Origin of the sequence: Flavihumibacter sp. (assembly GCF_036676075.1) — a bacterium.
Taxonomy (GTDB): Bacteria; Bacteroidota; Bacteroidia; order Chitinophagales; family Chitinophagaceae; genus Flavihumibacter.
The window spans coordinates 160998-180372 of sequence record NZ_JAKFDQ010000016.1; the positions used below are offsets into that span (position 1 = coordinate 160998).

Below are 19375 nucleotides of genomic sequence, written 5' to 3' on the forward strand. Positions count from 1 at the left end.
GAAATATACGAAAATTAGGGACCATCAGAAATAGTTACGTTCATTTAATGAATGGTTTTTAGGAATATTTGGTAATGATTTCTGCAAACTGGAAAAGCTAGTATTGCTGATTCATTTCAGAAAATCATTTGTCTTTACTCGTGTGAACTCCGGTGAACAATCAAAAAAGTAATTTAGCAGATTCAGGTGATCTGAACCAAATATTACCAGAATTCTATCAGATGCATTGGCATTAATTCGCTGAATATTTCTGAATATTTTTAAATTTCTACTGAACCATCGGCCTGTTTCAAAATCAACACCTGTAAAATCATGCTCCTGCGATTCATATTTAAATAGGCCTATCAGATAGTTACCCAGACTTTTTTTTATGTTTACTTCATCATTGGATTGACGTAAATCAGCCAGAATACCTTTGGTTTTGAATAGTGGAATACTATTATATCGTTTCGAAGAATCAGGATTGTTTACAAAATATGTTTCAAATTTATTGGCTTCAATGCTGTCCTTCCCACTTATGATGCTATCGATTTTATTATTAAAATTCCCCCACTCATCAACACAGTATAATTTCTTTAGGCCCATCTGTTTTGCTAACCTGAATCCAATTTGTTCTTCTTCGTTTCTTTTAAGCTGGTAGTTACCTTTTAGGTATTGATTAAAGATTGAATCAGTTTTATGTTGTTTATTAGGTTGCCTTTCTATGACAATAATGGTGGGTTTGAACCTCGCAATTTTACTCACTATATCTTCTATCTCTTTTTGAAACCTAGGTTCCAGAACATCAATTTGATCATTTTTACTGATTTGTTTTACGTCTAAATTTGGGAAATTGAAATGAAAGGTCCCCAATGTCATCACTTCCGTTTTGGGGGACTGGGCAACTATAATGGCAGAGAAGAGTGTCAGCAAGATTGTGAAAATTGCTTTCATTTTATTTTTGACGTATAACGGTCTGAGCGCCGGACTTGTTACAGCCACTTATAAAGTTTCTTTGTTGGCAATGCTATTGTACAATTTTACAACCTTTAGTATCGGCTTTTAATTGGTTCTCAATATTTTGTGCATCAATCAATGCCCAATGTTCAATAATTCTTCCTTCTTTTATTTTAAACTGCCTGTATCCGCTTGTTTGCAATTCAACGCCTGTAGGTTCAATGCCCCGCCAAATACCGATATGTTTTAAATTCATTCTTATTTTGACGATGCATTGGTCGCCTTCTGTTACCTGGTCTTCAATGATGGTCTGGTGTTCGAATGAAAGGCCGGTGTTGATGATCCATTTTTTTGTTCCTTCCTTATCAGGCGAAAGCATTGGTGGCAACGAGTGATCTTTAAAGTGGGGATGTAAGAAGTTTCCCAGGTCTTCCAGCGTTTTGTTGTTCCAGATCTGGTCAATAAATTTCTGTACCAAAATTGAGTTGTCCATTTGCGAATGATTTTAATGTATTCGCAAAATTGGTGATCAGACTAATAACGCACCTGTGTCAAAAATCACAAAATTCATTTTACAGCACGAAATCTGCTTAATGTTTCTCTGCTGATTCCTAGGTACGATGCTGTTTGAGTAAGTGAAATTCTTTGTAAGAAGTCGGGATGTTTTGAAACTAATGCATCAAAACGTTGTTTGGGTGATAATAGTTTGAAGCTGTCTGAATGTTCTTCCTGTTTGGCCATGATCTGTTCTAATACCTTCCTTCCAAAAGTTTCAATCTGGTGCGATTGGTTGTAGGCCTCAAGCAGTTTGGATTTGTCAATTCGTATCGCCTTTGTTTTCTCAGAAGCTTTTATGGTGTATGCGGATTTTACAGATTTAGTGAGGCTCTGGATATTTGTGGCGAAATCATTTTCAAAATAGAATGCGGTATTAATTTCTTTTCCATCCAGGTTATAGCACGATTTGCATAGCCCTGAACTGATAAAGAAAATTGCGTTGCAGATTTGTCCTTCTTTCAGAACGGGTTCATTTTTTTTAAATTCCATTTCTCTCAGACATGTGCATAGAACCGTCCAGTTTTGCTCTGAAAGTTCGGTTATAGATCTGATGTAATTTTTAAAGTTTTCCATGCAGGTGGTTGTCCGGAAAAATAATGGCGGCCAATATTTGAATTTATGAAATTTTGAAGAAGGGATCGATAGTACTATAGCCGGCTAGTTTGGTCATCTTCCCGGTTACTTTTTTACAAATCGGAACTAGGTGGTAGTGCTAGATGGTTTTTTGGTTGCGCGATTATTTTACAATTCGAAAGTAGGTGTGGGGAGGGATGTTGTTTTTCGGGCGCGGGATTATTTTACAATTCGAAAGTAGGTGTGGTGAGGGATGTTGATATTCTGCTACGGTGATTTAGTTTCGATTTGTAAGAAATAAATGCACTGAGCAATAGGTACTAGTTATTGCCGTACTTTCAATCTGTAAGAAATCAATGCACTGTGTTATAGGTACTAGTTGTGACCGTACTTTCGATTTGTAAGAAATCAATGCACTATGTTATAAGTACTAGTTGTGACCGTACTTTCGATTTGTAAAATCCCTCTCTTTCCGGCATTCAGATTAACTTCCCCCATTTTTTGGCCTCCCCAAAATACCTCCTGCGCCAGTTTTAATACCTCCTGCGCCATAAATCATACCACCCGCGAATTTCATTTGGAATCCTTACTGTAACATACTATTCTTGTTACTGTATTGATGACGGGTAGCCTGCAAAGGCTCATTTTTGCAAAAACCTACGGGACTGCCGTGAGAGTGCCGAGAGAGTGCCTAGATAGTCCTTAAAAACCCTGTAGAAACCCTGCAAAAACCCTATGGAAACCCCTGCCGAAGTACGGGAAAACCCAAGTGAACTGTCACGAATAGCACCCCCCGTATGGCACGAATGACCTGTTTTGAAGCACTGATCAGCTTATTTTGCATTGTTCTACCCGGTCAACTGTCACGAATGAACATTTTTATAACGGAACCAGTAAATGTATATACCAAAACACTTTTCAGAAGAAGATATATCGCAAATTCTAAGCTTTATGAAGGAGTTTAGTTTTGCAACGATCGTTTCCATGCAGGATAGTATGCCTGTTGCAACGCACCTGCCGTTTGTAATTGAGGAAAGAGAAGACAAAATTATTCTTGTTGCTCATTTTGCCAGGGCAAATGAACAGTGGAAAGCGATGGAACAACAAACTGCTTTGATAATATTCGCTGAGCCACATGCCTATATTTCGCCAACGCATTATGAAACAGAGTTGAATGTACCAACCTGGAATTATGTTGCCGTTCATGCCTATGGTAAAGTAGAGATTATAGCAGACAAGCAAAAGACTATTGAGGTGTTAGAGAAAACGATCCGCAATTATGAAGCAGGTTATGAGCAACAATGGAACCAGCTTCCTGAAAAATATAAGGATGGTATGGTTAAGGGGATTGTTGCTTTTGAAGTTACAGTAACTGATCTCCAGGCAAAGTATAAATTAAGTCAGAACAGGACTGAAATAGAAAGAAAATCAATTATTGAAAGCCTAAAGAATAGTAAGAGTGCCGTTGAACATAAGGTTGGTGAACTAATGGAGAATAGAAGTGTTTGAAATCTAAATTTCCCAACTAACCAAACAGAATCTCCTTCCCGTTGGTTATAACCAGATGCCAAAACCGGTTACGATCATTTTTCCGCACCAGCTATTTCAAAATCATCCTGCCTTAGCACCAGGCAGCACGGTTTACCTCGTTGAAGAATGGTTGTTTTTTAGGCAGTATACCTTCCACAAACAAAAACTGGTCTTGCATAGGGCCAGTATGAAGTTTTATGAAAGCTGGTTGCGTGAGAATGGTTTTACCGTCAATTATATTGAAACGACAGTTCCTGAAAATGATATCAGGCAATTGGTTGAAACCCTGGCTAAGCAACATGTAAACGATATCCATATTGCTGCTGTAGCCGATGACTGGTTGCATAAAAGAATAAGGGAGGCATGCACTAAGCATAATATAAAACTGCAGATTTATGATAGTCCGGCATTTATAAATACTCCCCACGCTGTTGAAGATTACTTCAATAAGAAGAAGAAATATTTCCAGACCGATTTTTATACCAGTCAGCGGTCGCGGCGCAATATCTTACTGGACAAAGATGGAAAACCTCTCGGCGGCAAATGGACCTATGATGCTGAAAACCGACAGAAATTTCCAAAGAAGGAAAGGGTCCCTGCCATTCAATTGACTGCAGAGAATATGTTTGTATCTGAAGCCAGGCAGTATATAGAAAAGCATTTCCCCCACAATTACGGCGACATCAACAGCCCCTGCTTATTTGCAGTCACCTTTTCAGATGCAGAAAACTGGCTGGATGATTTCCTTACCAACCGTTTTGAGAAGTTTGGAATTTATGAAGACGCCATCGTCGCCAAAGAAGCCGTGCTGCATCATTCCGTACTAACCCCAATACTTAATACCGGTTTGCTGCAACCGCAACAGATTCTCGACAAAGCCCTGGCCGCTGGCAAAGAATTCAATATCCCTTTAAACTCCCAGGAAGGCTTTATCCGGCAGATCATGGGCTGGCGGGAGTTCATCCACATCGTGTATGCGCGGGAAGGCAGCCGGCAACGCAGCACCAATTACTGGAAATTCAAGCGGAAGATCCCACAATCTTTCTGGACGGGTACAACAGGCATTGATCCCATCGACATTACTATTAAAAAGGTGCTACAAACCGGCTATTGTCACCATATTGAAAGACTCATGGTGCTGGGGAATTTTATGCTCCTGTGCGAATTTGATCCCGATGATGTGTATCGCTGGTTTATGGAAATGTTTATTGATGCCTATGATTGGGTAATGGTGCCAAATGTTTATGGAATGAGCCAGTTTGCTGATGGCGGCCTTATGACCACCAAGCCCTATATCAGCGGAAGTAATTATTTAATGAAGATGAGCGATTATGCAAAAGGGGATTGGCAACCTGTATGGGATGGACTCTTCTGGCGTTTTATGCATGTGCACCGGAGTTTCTTTTTGTCAAATCCGCGCTTAGGCATGCTGGTGAACAGCTTTGATAAGATGCCTCCCGAAAAACAACAACTTCATTTAAACAATGCAGAAAACTATTTACAAAACCTCGATACCCAATTCATACAATGAAAGCGGTAAAGAAAGAGAACCTGCCTACAAAAATATGCCTGGCTTGTAACCGACCCTTTAGCTGGCGCAAGAAATGGGCTAAGGTGTGGACGGATGTAAAATATTGTAGTGATAAATGCAGAAATAATAAAAATGCAAAAAGTAATAACTCCTGAATTATCTGTGTCAACCTTAAATGTAAGAGACGTTGATCGCATTATTGAAATGGCCTGGGAAGATCGTACGCCCTTTGAAGCGATCGAGATGCAGTTTGGCCTGAAAGAGAAAGATGTGATCGCGCTTATGCGCAGGGAAATGAAGTCTAGTAGTTTCCGGATGTGGCGGAAGCGAACCAACGGGAGAGGAACAAAGCATGCAGCATTGAGAGGAGAGGAGGTAAAGCGATTTAAGTGTAAGCGGCAGAGAGTTATAACAAGCAATAGGGTCAGTAAGCGTTAGATGGTGTGCGGCAATAGGATTCTTTTCACCTATCTACAGTTTTGGGCATGTCAGGCTTCTCCTCAATATTCCTATCAATAGTAATAAATGGACTGATCATCAGGTACCAAAAGGTTTGCTTCTTAGCACTGTCAAACTCCTTTAACCCATAATGGCGTGATGCAACCGGACTGTATTTATAGGTTCCGAATATTTTATCCCAGAAAACAAATATGTCGGCAAAGTTTGAATCGGTATAATACTGGTTCTGGTCATGATGCACCTTATGGATGTTGGGTGTGATAAACACCTTCCCGAATACTTTATCGGTCCAGGCTGGTAACTGTACATTGGCATGTTGCGCTACCAGGAAGGGCAGTTGCACAATCAGGTAAACGCCTAAAATCTGAAGGTCGATTCCGAAAATAATACAACCTACTGTACTGGCTGTTCCAAATACCAAAACTTCCAGTGGATGCCCCCTGAAAAACGTAGAGGTGTCCATCCTCGTATCACTGTGATGCACCCGGTGAAGCCTCCAGAACAAGGGTGACCTATGTGCCAGCCGATGGAACCAATAGGAGGAGAGATCGAGGCACATCACGCCAATGATCACCTTTAACCAAAGCGGTAGTTCAATCAAATGAAATAGCCCGATCTCATTTGCGGATGACCACTTTACGATGCCTACCTGAACTAGGGCAAAAGCCAGGTTGGCAAAGAAAAACGGAAGCTGGAATAGAACGTTATTGACGAAGTGATTTAAGCGGTGGTCAAATTTAAATGGACTTCCAAGCAGATGCTCCAGACTGTAAAACAAAGCTATCAGGATGATGATAATATAATTACCATCAATCGAGCCAATGTATTTAATTATGCTTTCCATAATTCAGTGGTTGATTTTATTTAATCTCAAACAACACCATATTTATTCCTGCATCACCATCGGCAGAAAAGTAAAATGCAGCACCTGGTTCTATATAGAAATACTCCCCCCACTTCAATCGCGAAAGTTCTTTTCCTTTTTCATTATGGATGATTACCTGCCTGCCCGCAACCATCTGTGCTACCATCGGTCCACGGTCCTTAATGATTTCACCATTGAGCTCTCCCGCCATTAACCTGTAAGCAACCACTCTTTCATTTTCAAACAATAGCGGAAAGGGTAGTGGCTCCAATTTTGTTCCGGCTTAAAAGCCAAAAGCAACTCAACATCGGTTACATGAAAAGGGACAGTATCGCAATTACTCACCCTGTGCACCAGGGTGTCATTTTCAAATGATCTGTAAGAAGCATTACCTATGGTGTTTTTCCCGCTTTGCCATTCTTTTCCTTTTATCTGTGTGCATACCATGGTGGTTGAATAATGCACGAAAACAGAGGGGGTGGAATGGATATGAAACATAGTTGTATCGCCCGGCTCTATATTTACATCCAATAGCCTGATATATTTATTTTCCAGGCTCAACTTATGCAATGGTTCTTTGCTTACCTGCACCTGGGCAGATACTGCATATGAGTTGCATATGACAATAAGTAAAAGCGCGGTCCGTTTCTTTTGCATTCTATGAATTTGCAAATAGCTAATCGTTGGGGGTTGCTTTTCAGTTAAGGTGAAGAAAAATTGCTGTAGCGGGTTATTGCTTAACGGTTATTAAGGTACTTCAATTATTCAGGTAGTGCAATTATTCAGAAAGTTCTCTTTTCTCCAGCTCCACCACCGCCTGCATCTGCTTATCCACTTTCAGGAACTGCAATACCAACCATGCCAGTGCAATTATTATTGCAGCAAAAAATAGGGAAACCGTCCAGCTATAATTTGCTTTTATCGGACCTATTAATCCGGCAAAGGACATCTGTCCCAGGTTGGCAATCGTCATGTATAATGTGAACTGGCTGGCCGACACCTTCTTCCAGCAGCATTGCATGGCAATGGCGAAAATGCCGATACAGGCAAACGTATACAGCAGATTGTAAATGATCATAAAGGCATAGATAAAACTTCTGTCGCCCCAGTAAGCTTTTGAAAACGACAAAATGGCAATGAAGAAAATCGTCCCCACGAAATATACATTCAACATGCCCATTTTGCCGTATTTCACCATCAGAAAACCCCCAAGTATCATCCCGGCAATGCCTCCGACAAGTTTTGCCGTAGAATAATAGCGGGAGTAATCCAAATTCGTCCAGCCCAATTCTGTTACTGTGAATATGGGCAGCATGGTGCTCATATACTTAAATCCGCCCTGGCTGATAAAAAGTACAGAAGCAACCAATATGGAATTTCTTAAACTGCATACACTGTACAGCGATCGGAAGATCATCCGCCAGTTGCTTAGCTGTAATTTCTTCGACTCCGACGAGGCCTTCCCCTTCGTCCAGGGTGCAATTTTTTCGCCCTGCCGTTCTCTTATAAATATCGGCACCAGCATAATAATGCCGATCACGATCGCCAGCATCAGTATCGCAACAGTAAAACTGAATTCACTCAGCAGCCAGCTTCCAACCGCCAATGAAATAGAAATCCCGCAAATTTTTGATCCCCACATATACCCATTCGCCGTTGCCTGTTGTTCTGCTGGAATAATATCCACGGCCATGCCATCAGTTGCCACATCCTGGAATGATCCAAAGAAGGCTACAATAAATGCAGCGATCATCAAATGGTTCAGGTTATTCAACGGATCGGGCACATAGGCCAGGTGAATACAACTGAGTATCAGTCCTGCTTGTCCAACCAGTATCCATGGCCTCTTTCTCCCCATCGGCAAATAGGTGTACCGGTCCATCAACGGCGCCACAATAAATTTGATGCTCCATGGCAGCACAGCAACTATCACGAAGCTGGCAATTTCTCCCGGCGATTTCCCATTCATGGCCATCCATGCCGGTATACCAAAAGTTAACATCCCCTCCGGTATCCCCTGGGCAAAATACAGGGCTATGAAATTGAAGTATCGTAGCCATGTATTTTCCGAGAGGGATGGTATGCCGCGGGTTTTGGGGTCTGCAAATGGTTGGGCTATTTGCATGGCACTGGTCTAAGGTTTAAGGTTTAATGGTTAATGATATCTTACTTAGAACTCAGGTCCTTCCGCATAAAAAGCAGTTCGCTCCATGATTCGTCGAGATAGTCTGACACGTCCCTCAAATATTGTGCATGCGATCCTTCTCCATTAGCAGCTTCATAGACTTCTTTAAATGGCTTGCGATAGCCGGATGCTCTTTCTTTTAGTCCATCCTTATACCTCGTCACCAAAGTATACTGCGCCTTACCACTGCTGCTGGCAGCATAAACGGCTACAGTTACGCCAGCTGCGGTCCAGGTTTTTCTCAGTCTCTTGATCATCTTCACCACCTCATCGCCCTTGCCTATTTTGGGATATACATGTGATATATTGATCTTGTCAGTGAACTCACCCAATCCGATTGTACTCAGGGAATCGATATAAACGGAATAGCCGGCTGATTGCCTGTCGGTTAAATGAGCAGATACATTCTTGTTCCAGTCCTGCGTATGCGCTTCACCAAGGTCACCTCTTGCATCTTCGCTTTCCCAACTCTTTGGTCCCTCGGTGATATGATAGCCGCCGGCATCGGGGCCCGACTGTATCGCAAACACCCTCCACGTTGCATCGCCGGTATGGTATTTCTGTGCATGGGCAGCAAGGCCTTTTTCGAATTCACTGATCTTATCCATTTTGGGGAATACCCGGTGGGTGGAGATCACATTTTTGTTTTGCGCGGTAGCAGCGGCAGGTAGCAGCCCGAGAAGGCAATAAATGAATGCCTTTTTGAAGATTAATTTGAGTGTCATTGTCGATTGGTTTATTGGTTTAGTGTGAAAGACAAAATTCCGCCACCAATCAAATTTCTGTGAGGACAAACCCGCCTTTGATCCCTATAAATCCAGCATTCAGTAGGACAAATTCTTCATGATCAGGATAATTTCATCATTCTGCCCCGAAAGCCGGTTTAATATATAGAAAGGGCAGTAAAAATTGCAGCTTCTATTATCTTTATAAGGAAATGCCCCCGCGTTATACCCCACCTAAACTGCTGGCAACCATTTTTTGGTTTTGCCTGGCACTGCCTCTATTCGGGCAGCAGAAGTATGAGTGGCTTACCACCTCCAGCGGCTTGTCGCAGGGCTATGTTTATGATATATTGCAGGATAAGGATGGCTTCATGTGGTTTTCCACCAAGGCGGGACTCAACCGTTATGATGGCTACAGCTTTAAGGTGTTTTCGCATGATGCCTACAATCCCAATACCATCAGCAGCAATTCCATCAACAAACTTTTTGAAGACAGTAAGGGGCGGCTCTGGATCGGCACTGAGGATAATGGTTTGAATGTGTACGATAAAACCAAAGGGATCTTTCACCACATATTGCACGACCCTAATAATCCAAAGAGTCTGTCGGGTAACAGGATCCCCGGCGATGTGATCGAACTGGCGGATGGACGTTTTCTGGTGTATGCTTCCAACAAAGGGTTTAATCTTATCAACCTTCCCGCCAATTATTTTGAAACAAATCAACCCCCTGCCATCACCCGCGTTGCTGCTGTATCGGACGCAAGCTATGTTCCCCTCTGCAAAGATGAAAAAGGTAGGATCTGGACCACCAGCAAAGGAAAGCTCTACCAGTTTGATGCTGAAAAACTTGCCTTCGAGTTTCGAAAAGACAGTATAAGTTTCAGTAACTCCTATACCACCAATGCCAACGGCAGCATCCTGATGAATGGTGAAAGGTTTCAGCTGGTGGAATTTGATGAAGGGTTTAAGACTTACCCTTTGTTCTCGCGTACAATAACATTTGGCAATGAATCCAGTTTCCTGAAAGAGGAAAAGGGAAGGATCTGGATCGGCATTCCCAATCTTAATCAGTTACTGGTATATGATATAAAAAATTGGCAGAAAGCAAAGCCGGTTGATCCGGATGCTGCATTACTGTTCAGGGACAGTGCCGTGGCGCCAATGAGAATTATGAAGGATAATGCCGGTACAGTTTGGTTGGGAACCAATGGCTATGGTATTCGAAAGTATAGATTTGAATCGGAACTTTTTAATCATCTGGCAAAAGGATATAGTGTAAGGAAGATCAACAGCTATAATCAAAATGAGATCTTCCTGATAGGATGGGGGGCTGGTAAAAGAATGACAACAGATGGTGCACCGCTTTCAGATCTGTCTGCCCAGGGAGGCTATTCCCCACATAATTATTTTATCTCAAAAAGCGGCGATTTCTGGATGATTATAAAGAAGGGGCTGGGGCCGGATAATCATATTGCTACCGCAATTGAAAACTATGATCCGGCAACCGGGGCAAGAAAGGTATATCCTTTATCCCTGCAAATAAGTTATGATGCGCTGGAGCCCATCATGGAAGATAAAGATGGTAAGATCTGGGTATGTGGCTTGAATGGAAAGGTGATGGTACTGGATCCTGTAACCGGCGCTGTATCTGCAATCAGCATCAATACAGATGCAACGAAGGCAATGCTTCCCGATGCTTTTATAACTGCCTTATACCAGGACAGGAATGGCATTTTCTGGATCGGTACAGAAGAAGGTTTTGCAAGGATGCAATATGATAATACAGGCAGGGCTGAGCCCGCAATAACCTGGTACCGGAGTAAGAGCAATGATAAGAACTCCCTCAACTTTAATCATGTTTCCTGCTTTTTAGATGACCCCGTTGATAAGAATATACTGTGGGTAAGCACCAAGGGTGGGGGCTTGAATATTCTCGATAAAACAACGGGAAAGTTTACCCATATCACCACCACGGAAGGCCTCTGCAATAATGTGGTTTATGGTACACTGGCCGATGATGAAGGCAACATCTGGGGCAGTACCAATAATGGGATCTTTTGTTTGCTGAGTAAGAGAAAGGATGAATATGGATCATGGTTATTTCGGCATTTTACCAAAGCTTCGGGACTGCAGGACAATGAGTTTAACACGGGTGCTTTTGCAAAACTGAACAATGGCGATCTGGCTTTTGGCGGTGTTAACGGGTTAAATATTTTTAATCCGGCCACCGTTCTGAAAAATGGGATATCACCAAACGTTTTTATTACAAATGTTTTGGTAGGAAATGAAACGGTGCTGCCCAACGATAAAACGGGAATACTAAAACAAACAATTGAATATACTCCATCCATTACCCTGAATTATGCGCAGGATATTTTAACGCTGGAATTTTCTTCGCTTGATTTTACTGCGCCAAACCAGAACAAGTACCGCTACCAGTTAGTGGGTATTGATAAGAAATGGGTGGAGAGCGGCACGAGGCGCAATGCTACTTACTTACATTTGCCTGCAGGCAACTATGTTTTTAAGGTGCAGGCCAGCAATAGCCAGGGCGTGTGGAGTAATAAGATCAAAGAGCTGCAGGTAAATGTGATGCCACCCTGGTGGCAAACATGGTGGGCTTACCTGGTGTATCTGGTGATAGCGGGGTTCTTACTGCAGACCTATTTTAAGTTTCGGTTGAACAAGGCGAAGCTGCAATCTGAATTACATTTTGAGCAGCAGGAGGCAAAGCGTGTAAAGGAACTGGATACGCTTAAAACTCAGCTCTATGCCAATATCACGCATGAGTTCAGGACGCCGTTAACCGTTATACTCGGGATGGCCAACCAGGTAAAAAGCGATCCCGCCAAATACCTGGATAATGGGTTGGATATGATTGTTCGCAATGGCAATAACTTATTGAAGCTGGTCAATGAGATGCTGGACCTATCCAAACTGGAAGATGGTAAGATGACCCTGAATTTGGTGAAGGGCGATATTGTTGTTTTCTTACGCTATATAGTGGAAGCCTTTCAATCGCTTGCCATCAGTCAGCAAAAGCAATTTCATTTTCTTGCCGATACCGATGAGATGATGGTAGCCTATGATGCAGAGAAGATCAGGCAGATCATTACCAATTTACTTTCCAATGCTTTGAAGTTTACGCCGGCTTACGGTAATGTATATGTGAATATTTCTCAAAAGGGGATGGCCGATAATGAGAAGACCAGCTTGCTGATAAAGGTGAAAGACACGGGAATTGGAATACCTGAAAACCAGATCGAGCATATCTTTGACCGGTTTTACCAGATCGATAACAGTCACACCCGGAATGCGGAAGGCACGGGCATCGGGCTATCCCTAACGCGAGAGTTGGTGAAGCTGATGAATGGAACCATAACGGCAAAGAGTCCGCCAGTGGGGGCAACCAAAGGGACTGAGTTTATCATTACGATTCCTTTGACCAAAGTGAATAATGGGGCAAATGAAAACGGGCATGCAACAGTTGTGAATGAAAATAATGTTGCTATTTCCCCGGCCGCGCCTGCTATTGATTATATCGACGACCATACAAAGGCCGACAGTGCGCCGTTGATATTGCTGGTAGAAGATAATATTGATGTAGTAGCCTATACGGCGAGTTGTTTACCCGATTACAAATTAAGTGTGGGAAAAGATGGTCAGGAGGGATTTGATATTGCTGTGGAGATAATTCCGGATCTGATCATTACCGATGTGATGATGCCGTTTATCGATGGCTTTGAGATGTGCCGCAAGTTGCGACAGGATGAGCGAACCAGTCATATTCCCATTATTATGCTCACTGCCAAGGCCGACATGCAGAGTAAGCTGGAGGGATTGGAGAAAGGCGCGGATGTTTACCTGGAGAAGCCATTCAATAAAGAGGAGCTGTTGGTGCGGATAAGAAAGTTGTTGGAGCTAAGAAAGAGATTGCAGCAATACTATAGTAGTCAGATTGGCATTGCCGGGCCTGGAGCGGGTGTGTTGGCGGTGGCGGGTGAATTAGCGGATGCAGGGAAATTAGCGGCTGAAGAGCCTGCCGAGCATGATTTTGTAAGAAAAGTGAGGGAGCTGGTAGAAGCCAATTTCACCAATTATGAATTCAGTGTGGAGCAGTTATGCCGGTTGATGTTTATGAGTCACTCCCAGTTGCATCGTAAACTGGAAGCATTGACCAGTTGTTCACCTAACCGCTTTATTAAGTTGGTTCGTTTGCAGAAGGCAAAGTCCTTGCTGGCAAATCCTGCACTAAGTATTGGCGCTATTGCGTTGGATTGCGGCTATATTGATGCCGGTTATTTTGCGCGGGTGTTCAAGCAGGAGTATGGCGTCACCCCGCAGGAGTGGAGGGTTGGTAGGTGAGGGGGAAGTATTGTATTATAGAATGATCAAGAACCCTTGAAGAAAGCATATTGAAAGACCCACCAGTACTTGAACTATTTTTTTACACTTATCTATATTATCCAGTATACTCCCGATACTGCCAAATAAAAAACCTCAAATAGCTAAAGGTCCTAAGTCCTAACTTACTTACGTCATAAAATAAAATTCTAAAAAAAAGAAGGACTCCATCTTCATACATCACGCTTAACTAGTACATCACAGAATATTAGATTAATCATTCAGTATGTGAATAAAGTTATTGTTCCCATTGTCATGTTCATATCCGTACTCACTTAGCCACTATGCTAGCATTTAATAATAAAAAATATACAAGATGATTGTAATATATGTAAAAAATACATAATTTGATAGTACTAAACTAATTATTCTTATGAAACTATTTTTGTTAATTATTATCAGTGTAACTATGTTAAATGCATTTTCTCAAACAAAGTCTCCATCTACAATTAAGGATGAGAATGAGTGCAAAGTTCGTCATCCACTTGAACCTTATGTTTTTGATAGAATGATAATACAGGATATAACATACGCTATAGCTGGAGAAAATGTACCTGTAAGTGGTTTGAAAATTGATGTTACAAAACCAGAGGGTACGATATCAGGTTTTTTCCAATTAAAGAAAAAATGGGTAGATATAATAAGCTTTGATATAAAGGGAGGTGTAACTGATAGAAATTTCAGTATTATTAAGGGCTATAAAAATTTCAATACTTCTTTTGAGGTACGTCCTTCTTTTCATATTATTCCTGCAAACAGTGGGGCTATGTATGGGATTTGTGATGTTGCAAAACAAAATACCCGAATACTGAATGCGAAAAATGACTTATTAGAAATTTACAAAGCAAACGTTGTAGATTCTTTATATGTTATCACGGCATTAAGAAATAGGCATTTGGGTGATCTTACTAAGATTGATTCCCTCCCAATAATAAACCTCAAATCAAAAGAAGATACAATCAGATTATTAAGAATATTTCAAGAATTTTTAAGGAAAATAAAGAATGATAATGAAATAAAAATACCTGAGAATGAAACTTTAATGGAAGCAATAAACAGATTAAACATGGCTAAGATGCAGCAGAACGATATCGATATTGCTCCAGAATCATATAATGATTTAGTTCAGGAACTGTATATAAAATATAAAAAGCATTATAAAAATTTGGAGGAAGATGTGATTAACAGAAAAATTAGCAATGCTAGTGAAATTTGGACACGGAAAAAATATTTCTGGATTACTTTTACACCTTTTGCCCGTACTGAAAAAATAACAGAGTATCACACGAAATATGATAACGTTGATTCATTGTATTTTAAATCAAATCATCCTTTTACATATGGAGTTAGTACATATTTAAATTGGTACGTATTTTATCCTAAGAGAAAGTTCGCATATTTGATTCGGCCAGGTATTAGCCTGAATCAAGGAAATAATCTTACAAACCTTAGTCCATTTAATTATGAAACCAGAATACCATTTTTTGCAAATGGTACAGCTATAACCGAAAAAATAAAATCTGGAACAGCATATAATAAAAGTGAAGTGCGAAGTGGTTTTATTGCGCAGGTTCATGCAGAAGGTTACGTACTTCCAATGACAGATTACTTTCTCCCTGGCTTATATGCATCAACTAGTTTCAACTTTAGTCAATTGTATAAATTACCAAATATTATTGGTCGCGAATATGACAAGTTCCAATTAATGTTGGAAGGTGGGCTTGTAATAAATATTAATAGTCGAGAAAAGGATAAAGAAAAGACAATCCTTTCAATTCTAGCATATTATCGCCATGAGGATCTTACTGATAAGGTAAGGACTAATATTCTGACCCAGCAAGCAGAGACTAGAGATGATTTTCGTAAGCGCAATAGTACCTTGGGAATTCGGGTGGGTATTCCTATTAATCTTCCTAAGCGTTAAATATAAAATCTGTCTTATAAATTTAGCTAAGTAATCATCTCCAGAAAAAAGCTTAATCGTGACTAGACTCTGCTTACTGTGGCAGTAATAATTTTGCAACGTACAGAAAGGGAAAAATCTTACTATATTTCAATGGAATTTTTAATATTTGAAATAAATGTGATCGAATACCCAAATTCTGCGGGATTGTAATCATTGACAATTCTTTTGGTTGAAGCAGTATCATTAGTTACAACTAAATTAATTTGTCTGCCAGCTTCGTTTGCTGATTCGATTATCCAGGAAAGGGTAGCATAGTCCGGGTTACTATGTTTACCATTGGCCGATATTACATATGTGTCAGCTGTTATATTTTCGAAAAACGTCCGGTTTGTATTTCTGTCGCTTCCATGATGAGCCACTTTTAAAACCTCTACATGCATTCTTCCATTATTTAATAAACCCTTTTTCTTTAATCCCTCAGTCAAATGGTCTCCACGGCCATCACCTGTAAATAACATACTCCTACCGTTTCCTTCAATTAAAAATGCGATACTGCTTAAATTTGGAATACTTTTATCTGACATTGATAAAATATTGAAATTACCTGCTCCCATTTCATTTTCTCTTGCTGTAATCCATTCTTCCCATTCTGTTTTTAAGGCCTCAAGATTTTCTTTTGTTGGCCCCACGATTGTTATGGTAAGATTGCCATAAGTTAAAGCAGCGTTTGGGGAACCAACTCTGAAAATACTTTGAACGGTTGGGGTATTAATCGGAATTTGTAAAACGTTGCAAAGTGTTGTTACTTTATTCCCTTCTTTAATCCCATTTATTGCGATTCCGGTGGATGCCATATTTACATTGTTGCTGGCGGCATTTGAAAAAATTGTATTTATTCTTTTTGTCATTGCGCCATCATTATCAATTGTACCGCTAAAAGTATTCATCCATAAATCTTTTACTTTTAAAAAATGCTCTTTTCCATTATCACTTTGACTTTTTAATTCGGCTAAGAAATCCAAGATACCTTTTATGTGGTCAATATCTACATGTGTGATAGCCACAACATCGAGAGTTCCTGATGCTCCTACAATATTTTCAAGTTCGGAACGAAGGAAATTATCATAGACATCTGATGGGCCGCCATCTATTAAGAAATATTTTGGTGATTGCCTACTCCCATATTCGATTAGCATACTGTCACCAAATTCGGCTTGAATAACATGAAGTTTAAACATAAATAAGGAGGTTTAAATTTTATTAATAGTTGTATGTAAATTTCCTGTTGTTACAACTATGGCAAAATCCTGAATTCCTTTTACAATATTTGTGGCACTTACTTGTAAAGTATATTGACCTGCAAGAGCATTATCGATTACAATGGTTTCCACATTATTTACGGTGTCCGGCATCCGTAAAAGAGAAGGCAATTTTTCATTTCCTGTCCATTTTTGGTTAGTAAGGTTATAATCAAGCATAAGGTTTAGATTATTCTGCAATGCCCTTCCTGGAAAGTCAGTATAGGTCAAGCATATCCTCAACCAGGTATTTGCAGGCAGGTGTATTTGCAGCCTGATACGCTGGCCGGTAATTTTAAAATGCTCATTGGTGTTTTGGTAATTATCATAAAAAAACAAATAAAAATCATGGTTGGGTGAAGGGATTGTATTTGTCATTTCAACCATCCCGTAACCTTGGTTGAAATTCGGCAAATCTCCAAATTTCACCACAGCATCTATACCAGTAAGTTTTTTACTGCCATTTATTATAGCAGCTTTTACTAAAGCCGCACTTGCCGAATGATTGTGTTTCTTTTGAAAATATTCCCTTACTACTGCGGCACATCCTGCAACGATTGGAGCAGACATGCTTGTGCCGCCCATTATAGCATAATACTTATTACCGGGATAAGTTCCCCAAAACTTTGACAAAGATGCTTTTGAAGACTTTGGAGAAGCAATGTCAGTGCCCGGAGCTACTACATCTGGCTTAATACGAAAGTCATCACAAGGGCCACGACTGCTAAAGCAAGCTAAGGCATTGCTGTTGCCAGAAACGTTTTCAGAATTAAGAGGTGGGTTAGGAAAAAATTGCGGCCAAACTACACCATAAGAGAATTCAGCATAACCCCCACTTTTTCTTGTGCTCCTGCTGGCGCCAACTGTTAACACATTTTTTGCTGATGCCGGAGAACCTATTGATAGAAAATCAGGAAAACCAGCAGGTACATTCACTGGGTTTACTGCATTCCCATCGTTACCGGCGGAAAAAACTAGTAGCATGTCTTTGTTTTTCCATACAAATTCATCGACTTCAACAGAGTTCACAGTATATCTTGAACTTGTAGAAGAACCCCAACTGTTGTTATGAATTCTTGCACCATTATTGTATGCTTCCTGAAACAGTGTTTGTAGCTGAAATGGCAATTTTAATTCTTCATTACCGTCCATAATGGATTGAAAAAACACTTTTGCACCCGGTGCTGTTCCTTTAATTTGACCATTAGATGCTGCACCATTCCCTACAATTGACCCGGCAACATGTGTACCATGTCCTTCCTCGTCAGAATAATCACCCGGTCTGCCCCAGGCAGTTGGAATGAGGTGAATTTGATTTTGGAAATCAGGATGTGTATCATCTATACCAGTATCCGCAACACCTACAATTTGCCCGTCACCGTTATAATTTAATCCCAATGAAGATATGGGAATTAAATTATCAAGTCCCATAATCTGCCTAGCTAAATCATTATGCAGTTTTGGAGGAACATATTCATCAAAGGATTGAACATATATATTCTCTGAAATCTCTTGCATAACAGGTGAATCTTCCAATAAATAAATTCGTATTTTATTACCAGCTGCGCCGGCAATAGCAGCTCCTTTTTGATTAAGCCATTGCTCAACTGTTTGTAAGTCTACGGACCTATGCAACAAAATATCAAAGCAAAGCATTTCTTTTTCTGCTTGGCCAGCAGGGATAACTTTATCCAGTTTTTTTACAATGTGAATGCCAGTATCTTTTGAACTGTAGAATGAAATATCTTTTGCGAAAGGGAAATTTTTTAAATCAAAAAGTGACTTTTGTGTACCAAGACGGATGATATAAGAATTGGGTGGTACAAATTCACTTACTTCCAACTGATAGGCTTCTAGTTATTCCCGGTATTCTTCTAATAAAGGACCTTCAATAGAAAATTTGTAAAATGCCGGAAACCCTGCGTTATTTTCTTCACGTAAAATAATATCCTTTGTAGGATTGTGAATATTGGAGAAACCTCTTATTTTCGAAATTTTCTTAATGACATTATTAATACCATCATCAGGTTGGGTTCCTAAAATCTGCACTATAATATTTTGCTTTTGCAGCTCTTTTAATCCAATCTCGTCAACATCTCCTAAAATATAACTTTGTGTGTGCTGCTTATTTGAAAGAATTTTGTTGACAAAACCCTCTTCTTTTTCATGCATGAAATAAGCAATAACTTTTTGTGAAGACATATAAATTGACTTAAAATGTGATCTCTTAAAGGAAATGAATTTTACACTTTGCAGGCTGGGTGTTTTCCCCGGGTTGGTTAGGTATTTTCCCCATTTAGCATTAGCAGCAAAAGTTACACTAAGTATATAATAAATTAATGATATTCATTCAATTGTTGGCATGAGCTGTTGAATGCATACCTGTTTAACAGCCTTGCCGAA

At 40.3% G+C, this 19375-nt stretch carries 17 protein-coding genes; 6 read left to right on the forward strand and 11 right to left on the reverse strand.

Annotated features, from left to right (window positions below; translation table 11 throughout):
- Positions 1 to 111 precede the first annotated feature (111 nt).
- From V6M43_RS15530 to V6M43_RS15540, 3 genes are all read right to left on the reverse strand, one after another.
- Positions 112 to 933, reverse strand: a complete 822-nt coding sequence (locus tag V6M43_RS15530) for a DUF5694 domain-containing protein (RefSeq protein ID WP_332736832.1) — start codon at positions 931 to 933, stop codon at positions 112 to 114.
- A 73-nt stretch (positions 934 to 1006) separates the two neighbouring features.
- Positions 1007 to 1429, reverse strand: coding sequence for an ester cyclase (locus tag V6M43_RS15535; protein ID WP_332736834.1), 423 nt, complete (start codon positions 1427 to 1429; stop codon positions 1007 to 1009).
- A 74-nt stretch (positions 1430 to 1503) separates the two neighbouring features.
- On the reverse strand, positions 1504 to 1983 hold the full coding sequence (locus V6M43_RS15540; RefSeq protein ID WP_332736836.1) for a Crp/Fnr family transcriptional regulator: 480 nt from the start codon (positions 1981 to 1983) through the stop codon (positions 1504 to 1506).
- Positions 1984 to 2964: 981 nt separating this feature from the next.
- Here V6M43_RS15540 and V6M43_RS15545 point away from each other — a divergent pair.
- From V6M43_RS15545 to V6M43_RS15555, 4 genes are read left to right on the forward strand one after another with little or no spacing between them, the layout of a single operon-like run.
- Positions 2965 to 3576, forward strand: a complete 612-nt coding sequence (locus V6M43_RS15545; RefSeq protein WP_332736838.1) for an FMN-binding negative transcriptional regulator — start codon at positions 2965 to 2967, stop codon at positions 3574 to 3576.
- Positions 3577 to 3631: 55 nt separating this feature from the next.
- Entirely contained in the window at positions 3632 to 5128 is a 1497-nt protein-coding gene (locus V6M43_RS15550; RefSeq protein WP_332736840.1) for a cryptochrome/photolyase family protein, read from the forward strand.
- Positions 5125 to 5283, forward strand: a complete 159-nt coding sequence (locus V6M43_RS18310; RefSeq protein ID WP_442902322.1) for a DUF2256 domain-containing protein — start codon at positions 5125 to 5127, stop codon at positions 5281 to 5283. The genes V6M43_RS15550 and V6M43_RS18310 overlap by 4 nt, the downstream gene beginning before the upstream one ends.
- A complete protein-coding gene (locus V6M43_RS15555; protein WP_332736842.1) occupies positions 5261 to 5566 on the forward strand; it encodes a TIGR03643 family protein in 306 nt (101 codons plus the stop codon). Before V6M43_RS18310 ends, V6M43_RS15555 begins: the two co-directional genes overlap by 23 nt.
- A gap of 25 nt (positions 5567 to 5591) precedes the next feature.
- Here the strand turns inward: V6M43_RS15555 and V6M43_RS15560 are convergent, their stop codons facing one another.
- From V6M43_RS15560 to V6M43_RS15580, 5 genes are all read right to left on the reverse strand, one after another.
- Positions 5592 to 6431 carry a sterol desaturase family protein gene (locus V6M43_RS15560; protein ID WP_332736844.1) on the reverse strand — a complete coding sequence of 280 codons (840 nt, stop codon included), beginning with the start codon at positions 6429 to 6431 and terminating at the stop codon, positions 5592 to 5594.
- Between the two features lie 16 nt (positions 6432 to 6447).
- The gene (locus tag V6M43_RS15565) at positions 6448 to 6681 is read right to left on the reverse strand and encodes a hypothetical protein (protein ID WP_332736846.1); all 234 of its coding nucleotides are present in this window, start codon (positions 6679 to 6681) and stop codon (positions 6448 to 6450) included.
- A complete protein-coding gene (locus V6M43_RS15570; RefSeq protein WP_332736848.1) occupies positions 6663 to 7109 on the reverse strand; it encodes a hypothetical protein in 447 nt (148 codons plus the stop codon). Before V6M43_RS15570 ends, V6M43_RS15565 begins: the two co-directional genes overlap by 19 nt.
- Before the next feature lie 121 nt (positions 7110 to 7230).
- Positions 7231 to 8577, reverse strand: a complete 1347-nt coding sequence (locus V6M43_RS15575; protein ID WP_332736849.1) for an MFS transporter — start codon at positions 8575 to 8577, stop codon at positions 7231 to 7233.
- Positions 8578 to 8618: 41 nt separating this feature from the next.
- Positions 8619 to 9362, reverse strand: a complete 744-nt coding sequence (locus V6M43_RS15580) for a hypothetical protein (protein WP_332736850.1) — start codon at positions 9360 to 9362, stop codon at positions 8619 to 8621.
- Between the two features lie 212 nt (positions 9363 to 9574).
- On the opposite strand from V6M43_RS15580, the gene V6M43_RS15585 reads away from it, so the two are divergent.
- On the forward strand, positions 9575 to 13729 hold the full coding sequence (locus V6M43_RS15585; protein ID WP_332736851.1) for a hybrid sensor histidine kinase/response regulator transcription factor: 4155 nt from the start codon (positions 9575 to 9577) through the stop codon (positions 13727 to 13729).
- Positions 13730 to 14141: 412 nt separating this feature from the next.
- On the forward strand, positions 14142 to 15692 hold the full coding sequence (locus V6M43_RS15590) for a hypothetical protein (RefSeq protein WP_332736852.1): 1551 nt from the start codon (positions 14142 to 14144) through the stop codon (positions 15690 to 15692).
- A gap of 122 nt (positions 15693 to 15814) precedes the next feature.
- Here the strand turns inward: V6M43_RS15590 and V6M43_RS15595 are convergent, their stop codons facing one another.
- The 3 genes from V6M43_RS15595 to V6M43_RS15605 are packed head-to-tail and all read right to left on the reverse strand — an operon-like array spanning position 15815 to position 19174.
- A complete protein-coding gene (locus V6M43_RS15595) occupies positions 15815 to 16912 on the reverse strand; it encodes a hypothetical protein (RefSeq protein ID WP_332736853.1) in 1098 nt (365 codons plus the stop codon).
- Between the two features lie 12 nt (positions 16913 to 16924).
- Positions 16925 to 18814, reverse strand: a complete 1890-nt coding sequence (locus V6M43_RS15600) for a S8 family serine peptidase (RefSeq protein WP_332736855.1) — start codon at positions 18812 to 18814, stop codon at positions 16925 to 16927.
- Between the two features lie 15 nt (positions 18815 to 18829).
- Positions 18830 to 19174: a hypothetical protein gene (locus V6M43_RS15605; RefSeq protein ID WP_332736857.1), complete on the reverse strand. Its 345-nt coding sequence runs from the start codon at positions 19172 to 19174 to the stop codon at positions 18830 to 18832.
- Positions 19175 to 19375: the final 201 nt, after the last annotated feature.